General features: G+C 60.2%; 8 protein-coding genes. 5 read left to right on the forward strand and 3 right to left on the reverse strand.

The features are described 5' to 3' along the window. Positions 1 to 632 precede the first annotated feature (632 nt). The 3 genes from HP499_RS19975 (at position 633) to HP499_RS19985 (ending at position 1,696) form a co-directional block, all read left to right on the forward strand. Complete coding sequence (locus HP499_RS19975; protein WP_172325886.1) at positions 633 to 860, forward strand: DUF2188 domain-containing protein; 228 nt, start codon at positions 633 to 635, stop codon at positions 858 to 860. A gap of 69 nt (positions 861 to 929) precedes the next feature. Beyond that, positions 930 to 1,364 (forward strand): MarR family winged helix-turn-helix transcriptional regulator, encoded by a 435-nt coding sequence (locus tag HP499_RS19980; protein ID WP_172325887.1) that lies wholly within the window; start codon positions 930 to 932, stop codon positions 1,362 to 1,364. 182 nt (positions 1,365 to 1,546) lie between these two features. Continuing rightward, positions 1,547 to 1,696 (forward strand): hypothetical protein, encoded by a 150-nt coding sequence (locus HP499_RS19985; RefSeq protein ID WP_253951714.1) that lies wholly within the window; start codon positions 1,547 to 1,549, stop codon positions 1,694 to 1,696. Between the two features lie 59 nt (positions 1,697 to 1,755). On the opposite strand, the gene HP499_RS19990 is transcribed toward HP499_RS19985, so the two are convergent. After that, on the reverse strand, positions 1,756 to 3,039 hold the full coding sequence (locus tag HP499_RS19990; RefSeq protein ID WP_216660192.1) for a glycosyl hydrolase: 1,284 nt from the start codon (positions 3,037 to 3,039) through the stop codon (positions 1,756 to 1,758). A gap of 161 nt (positions 3,040 to 3,200) precedes the next feature. Between HP499_RS19990 and HP499_RS19995 the strand changes: the two genes are divergently transcribed. Together HP499_RS19995 and HP499_RS20000 are read left to right on the forward strand one after the other, a co-directional pair. Then, positions 3,201 to 4,301, forward strand: a complete 1,101-nt coding sequence (locus HP499_RS19995; RefSeq protein ID WP_172325889.1) for an EAL domain-containing protein — start codon at positions 3,201 to 3,203, stop codon at positions 4,299 to 4,301. Between the two features lie 27 nt (positions 4,302 to 4,328). Next, on the forward strand, positions 4,329 to 4,676 hold the full coding sequence (locus HP499_RS20000; protein WP_172325890.1) for a DUF2510 domain-containing protein: 348 nt from the start codon (positions 4,329 to 4,331) through the stop codon (positions 4,674 to 4,676). A 19-nt stretch (positions 4,677 to 4,695) separates the two neighbouring features. Here HP499_RS20000 and HP499_RS20005 read toward each other — a convergent pair whose 3' ends face one another. Both HP499_RS20005 and HP499_RS20010 read right to left on the reverse strand, forming a co-directional pair. After that, positions 4,696 to 5,211: a hypothetical protein gene (locus HP499_RS20005; RefSeq protein ID WP_172325891.1), complete on the reverse strand. Its 516-nt coding sequence runs from the start codon at positions 5,209 to 5,211 to the stop codon at positions 4,696 to 4,698. A 159-nt stretch (positions 5,212 to 5,370) separates the two neighbouring features. Then, a partial coding sequence (locus tag HP499_RS20010) for a response regulator transcription factor (protein WP_172325892.1) occupies positions 5,371 to 5,639 on the reverse strand: 269 nt, incomplete at its 5' end.

Here is a 5,639-nt window from a genome sequence, read left to right on the forward strand (position 1 = left end):
GTAATCCCCGGAATGAAGCCGAGGACCCCTACAAGGAGAAAGACCGCTCCGACTATCTGCGCTGCTCGCTGAATGGTGGTGCGGGTCCGGGCGGGGTTATGGGTGGGGGTCATTTGTTCTCCTCAGTCGCCTTACATGAGTCTGGATGGAGTCTGGGACGGTCCCAATACATAGATAATAAGGTTGCTTATCAGTATTGACCAGCATCTTTCAGCAGTCTCGCCCCTCCATTCGGCCCACGCTTTTGGAGAGGCAAGGTTTTGATGCCGCCCCCCCCTTTGCCTGGGGATTTATTCTCCTCTTGTATGGAAATTATAAGGGTGCTTAGCTTTAAGTACCGGTCTGGTTCTCGTCAGTCTCCGGCGGGAACCGGGGCCGGTCCAATGGCACGGAGGAACCGAGACACCATGGCAACGAGCAAACCGGGGCCCCTGGGAGCAGGAGGGGAACAACGCCAAAGTAGTTCCCGTCCGATGGCTCCCTTGGCGCACCACAACCCAATGACGGAACAGCTGCTCATCGTGGGTAAACGCCGCGAAGCTGCAGAAGCCCAGCTTGAACGTCGACTTCGTCCACCCCGTGAAGGAGATACGAAGACCAACCCTTAGGGCGACGAATGGGGAAGGGAAACATTGGTAAAGCCAGGGATTGAGACATACAACCAGGACGGGCAATGGAGAAGCCGACGTCAGGGCTCAGACGGGCCCTTCGCCGTCGGTGGGACCAAAGCTGAGCAGCAGCAGCGTGGCCGGGACGCGGCCCGGCGGGACGGTGTTGAACACATCATCAGAAACCTGGACGGCACGATTGATCGTACGAACTTTTACGGCCACGACTCTAATCTGCCCAAAGACTCCTAGTGCCGAGCCGGGCCCATCAACGCGGCGGTGCGTCCATGGCGGTGACCGGTGAGATCCTATTATGCGGATATGCCTGATGCAGAGGTCTGGTTGACCTGCCGTCTGTTGTCCACGACGGCCCGGCTGGTCGAGAACATGTGGAGTCAGAAGCTTGGTGCCCTTGGATTGACCCCGCCCTCCGTCATCGCGCTGGATGCACTACAGGCCTCCGGCCCCACTACGGTGGCGTGGCTTGCCCGCAGTGTCCGGGTAAGCGCTCAGACGTTGGGTCCGGTCATACTTCGGCTTGAGTCCAGGGGCTATGTCCTGCGTCGTTGGGACGTGTTCGACCGTCGGCGTTTTCTTGTCTCCATCACTGAGCAGGGGGAGGCTTTGCTGGAGCAGGCCCATGACTTGGAACGTACTGTCTTTGATGGTCTTGACGTGGACACAAATCGGTTGCGCGAGGAGCTGCAGATCATCGTGCGTCAGGTGCATCTGGAACCGCCGTCACGCGCATTTTAGGGCCCTTTCGTACAGGAACTTGACCCCAAAGATACGGTTCCGGGCCACCCTACGGTTCAGGTGATTACGGGATCTATAGTGTCCAGGGGCCGCGGCTGCTTAGCTTGGAGTGGCAACGCGTCGGGCACGGGCATGCGTGTTCAGCGGGCTTCGGAATGGAGAGCGTCATGCTGAGGAAGCTGATGTGCAAACTGAATCTTGGCCATCATTGGCACGTTGAGAGCACGGAAGACGGCAGCCGCTACAGGCGCTGCACCCGCTGCGGAAAATACGACAACGACAGTGACGCCGGTAGCCATGGGGCCATTATGGACATGGGTGGTGGTGGCTGACGCCCGCGGTCCCGGGGGCTTCTAAAGCTACTTCTTTGAACTTGGTTGCCGGTGGGGTTCTACGAGCGGGGTTGGCAAGGTTGTTCAGGGCCGTAACGGAACCAGTCGGGGAGGGCGGCTGTGAAGGCGTCGCGAACGGCGGGAGTGTTGGTCACCGTCCAATCCACGCGTCCTTTGACCTCGGCTTCTGTTTTGTCCCATTCGAACCAGTTGATCATTTTCAGCTGGGGAAATTGTTGATGCGTCGCGGGGTTGAAGAGCTGGTTCCACCAGGCCTCCTTGATGGCCAGTTCAGCCTCACCGCCGCCAGTCGGGGCAAACAAAGACGCTGTTTCCGGAATGGCCACGGGTTTGGAATGCTGTGTCCCGTAGATGCCGTAGAAGTCCGGTAACAGGCTGTCGTCACCGTTGGCGCCGATGTAATTGCCGGTAAGCTGTTCGGCGAACTTGTTAGCCTCAGGCAGTTCGTTTTCGCCCCAGGGGTAGGTGTTGCCCCAGTGGTAGAGGGACATGCCTACCCAGTCCACAGCTTCGTCGCCGGGGTAGTACGGGGCGTAGGCATCGTCATTCATCGTGAGCACCCCGTCTCTGTTGGTGTCCAGGGCAGCGAATCCGGGGGTGCCTGGTTTGGCTTCAAATTGCCCGCCGGCGAAGGGGTAACCGCCGCCGTAGTTCGGTGCCCACATCATGGCTGATCCTGGTGCGTGCTCGTGTACGGCGGCGGCCAGGGTCTGGAAAGCGGCGATGTACTCATTGGGTTGTTGAGACCAGGCGTACCAGGAGCCGTTCATTTCGTGGGCGAACCGGACGATGACCGGAACGCCGTCGTTATTGAATGAGGCGAGGTCTTTGGCCAACGCGGTGGCCGTTTCCTCCGTTACAGCGGCCAGGCCCTCGTGGGGCTCCAACGTCAGGAGCATCATGTGCCCGTCGGCCCGGATCTGCTCAACGGCCCGCCGCAAATCGTCTTCGTCCTTGGACGTCAACGGGAAGCCGGTGAACGAGACACTGACGGCCGGCTTGTGGCCCAGGTCCTTAGCGAAGGCGGCCAGTGGTTTCGCGTGCCAGTCCAAGTTCACGCCAAACAAGGCACCCTGCTCCGGGGCAAGCCCGGCCCGGGGGACGACTTCACAAGCCACTGGCTCCGGGCCCATCTGCCGGTTTTGCTCCGCCAAGCCGTTCGCGAAGTTCACCCCGGCGATCCCCAAAACGGCCAAGCCGATCACGGCAGGAAGCGTAAACGCCCTCCACAATTCAACCCGTTTCCCCTCACGGGTCTCACGTCCTTCTTTGGACTGTTCGCCCACCACCGACACCAAACCCCTCCTGACCTGCAATTTCATCCATCCTAGACATCGTTTGACGAGGATCGGCCCTGCGGCTGATCCTCGCTGCGGGCAGCGCCACTTCCCCTGTAAAATCTGACGAAGCTTGCCGCAGTAGCTTTACAGCTTGGGGCGTGCGTCTGGCTTGGCCAGCGTGGATACACATAAAGGAATAGTCGATGGCTCAAGAAGAGGGCTCTCTTTCACACCGTAGCGTTGCGGACGCCGCAGATCCGAACGGCGCATCGCCGTTGGCGGATGCGGGGACTATGCGTCAGCAGGTGAAGGAGATCATCGCGTCCATTCTGGCTGACACTGAACCCCGCAGCGCGGCGGCCAGGGCCAAGCTCCGTACTTTGATCGAGGCACACCCTGACGATCCCGAGGGTGCTCTTCTGGCGCACCTGATCGAAACCCGCAAAGCAGCCGGCAAGACGCACACCGCCCCGGTCCCGCTCGAATCCTCCCACCTGCACCTTGAATCCGTTGACGCAGCGCGAACCGTCTTGGTTCCAGTCAGCCACCACGCGAAGCAAGGAATCCAGTCATACCTGGGAGACAAGTTTCTCTTGACCGCCTTCCAACCAGTCCACGCACTGCCAACCGGTGATGTTGTAGGCGTCGAAGCACTGACCAGGTTCGTCGGGGAAGACGGCGCAAGCGCCGACATCTGGTTCAACGAGGCCGCAGCAGCCGGGCTAGGCACAGAGCTGGAGATCGCCGCCCTCCACTGCGCACTGACCGCCGCGCACGACGTTCCCGACAACATGTCCGTTGCCCTGAACCTCACACCGGCAACCGCCAGCGACCCACGTGTCCGTGACCTCCTCGCAGCAGCGCCCCTGGCCCCGGACAGGATCATTGTTGAACTCACCGGGGCCCTCGCAGACCTCGGACACCACACCGGTCAGGAGGGCCTGGGACCCTTCCGCACTCTGGGGCTCCGCATAGCCATTAGTGCATCCGGGGCGGCCATGGTCTCCATTGAGCGGATCGAACAACTGTGCCCGGATATCATCAAACTGGACCGGCACCTGATTGAAGGCATCGACGCCAACAAAGGACAACTGGCCCGCGCCAAAGCCATCGTTGCCCTGTCCCGTGAGATCGGCGCCGACGTCATCGCCGTCGGCGTGGAAACCGCCGAAGAACTCGCAGAAATCGGCGCGCTGAAAATCACCGCCGCGCAGGGATACCTGTTGGGTCGGCCCTCCGTTCACCCACTGGACTGGTCAGCGTGGAGCATCCGCGCCCAGACAGTAACCCAGCCTGGCAACTGACCACACCCAGCCGAAAGGCGATTGTTAGTGAACGTTCCCACCGCAGGTTGGTACACCGATCCGGGCAACTCAACTCAACGGCGGTGGTGGGACGGCGCTACCTGGACCCGGCACACCCGGGCCGTACTGTCTCCTCAGGCGCGGGGGAACCCTGTGGCCGCGACGGGTTTCCCACTGGGGATCGCTTCCTTCTTTCTGTTCTCCATTCCTATTTTTGGGTTGATACTCTCGCCCGTGGCCATTGTGGTGTCCGCAATGGGGTTGCCCCAGGGACCAGGAACGCCCAGGAAGTTTCGGGTGTTCGCGATCATAGGGCTGATCCTTGGAGTCGTGTACACCCTCATGGCCAGCCTTTTCCTGGTCACCGCCAGGTAGGCTTCCTGGCGCGGGTTTGTCAGGGGGTTATTTTGATGGTGGCTACCGTTTGTAGCCCGGGGTTGGTCACGGTCACGGTCACAGGGCCAGGGGCTACGTCGTAGTTCACGAAACCGCGGGCCTTGTCTCCTGCTACGACTTCTCCGGAGGCAAGGTTTCCGTCACCAAAGAGTTCCATGTCGGCTTTCCGCCCTTCAGCGTCCTTGACGTTGAAATAGAGAGGGTTTGCTGAGGTCTTTCCTGTTTCGGTTTCCCACAGAACATCGAGTTGCAGGAACTTTCCGGATTTCGGTTTAGGTGCGAACTGGTTGGTGCTTACAGAGTCCACGAACTGTGCCGTCACGATGGTTATTTTCGCGACGTTTCCGTTGCCCATGTCCGCCGTGAAAGGAGTGCCGACGGTCGGTTCAGGGGCCTTTTGCTGTTCTGAGGCGGGGGCCTGCGCCGTGCCTGCTCCAGGGCTGGGGGACGACCCTCCGCATCCGGCGAGAAGTGGGGTTGCGATAAGGGCAATAAGCGCGAGACGTTTTTTCATGATTTTCCCCTGGTCTGCGAGTCTTAACGGCCATCATTGGTCCGTTGAGAGCAGATTGTAGGAGTGTCAGAGAGCAACTTCCAGAGGCAGCCAACAGCATTCCAATTTCAGGAAAGAGGACATTTTGGACCATCGGGTGCCCGGAACGGTATTGGGCGTTCAGGCTGTTGCAGGTCCTGCAATCCGGGCTTCTACCGGGCAGAGTTGATCTACCAGATCGCGGAGTTGGGCAGGCCGAAACGGTTTCGGAAGATAGGCAGAAGCGCCGGCGGCAAGACCGTCGAGCTCGTCCCCAACCGCCGCGAACGCGGTGATCATCAAAATCGGGGCATTAGTCACAGCGCGTAGTAAGCCAGCTACTTCGCGGCCATCCATGTCGGGGAGCCCTAGATCAAGGGTGATCAGCGTCAGCTCCACACTGGTCGCTG

Origin of the sequence: Paenarthrobacter sp. CM16 (assembly GCF_013179505.1) — a bacterium.
In the GTDB taxonomy this organism is placed as follows: domain Bacteria; phylum Actinomycetota; class Actinomycetes; order Actinomycetales; family Micrococcaceae; genus Arthrobacter.

Coding starts and splice junctions, on each gene's coding strand:
- HP499_RS19980 (WP_172325887.1), top strand. CDS start 930: ATGCCTGATGCAGAGGTCTGGTTGACCTGCCGTCTGTTGTCCACGACG.
- HP499_RS20005 (WP_172325891.1), bottom strand. CDS start 5,211: ATGAAAAAACGTCTCGCGCTTATTGCCCTTATCGCAACCCCACTTCTC.
- HP499_RS19995 (WP_172325889.1), top strand. CDS start 3,201: ATGGCTCAAGAAGAGGGCTCTCTTTCACACCGTAGCGTTGCGGACGCC.
- HP499_RS19985 (WP_253951714.1), top strand. CDS start 1,547: ATGTGCAAACTGAATCTTGGCCATCATTGGCACGTTGAGAGCACGGAA.
- HP499_RS19990 (WP_216660192.1), bottom strand. CDS start 3,039: ATGAAATTGCAGGTCAGGAGGGGTTTGGTGTCGGTGGTGGGCGAACAG.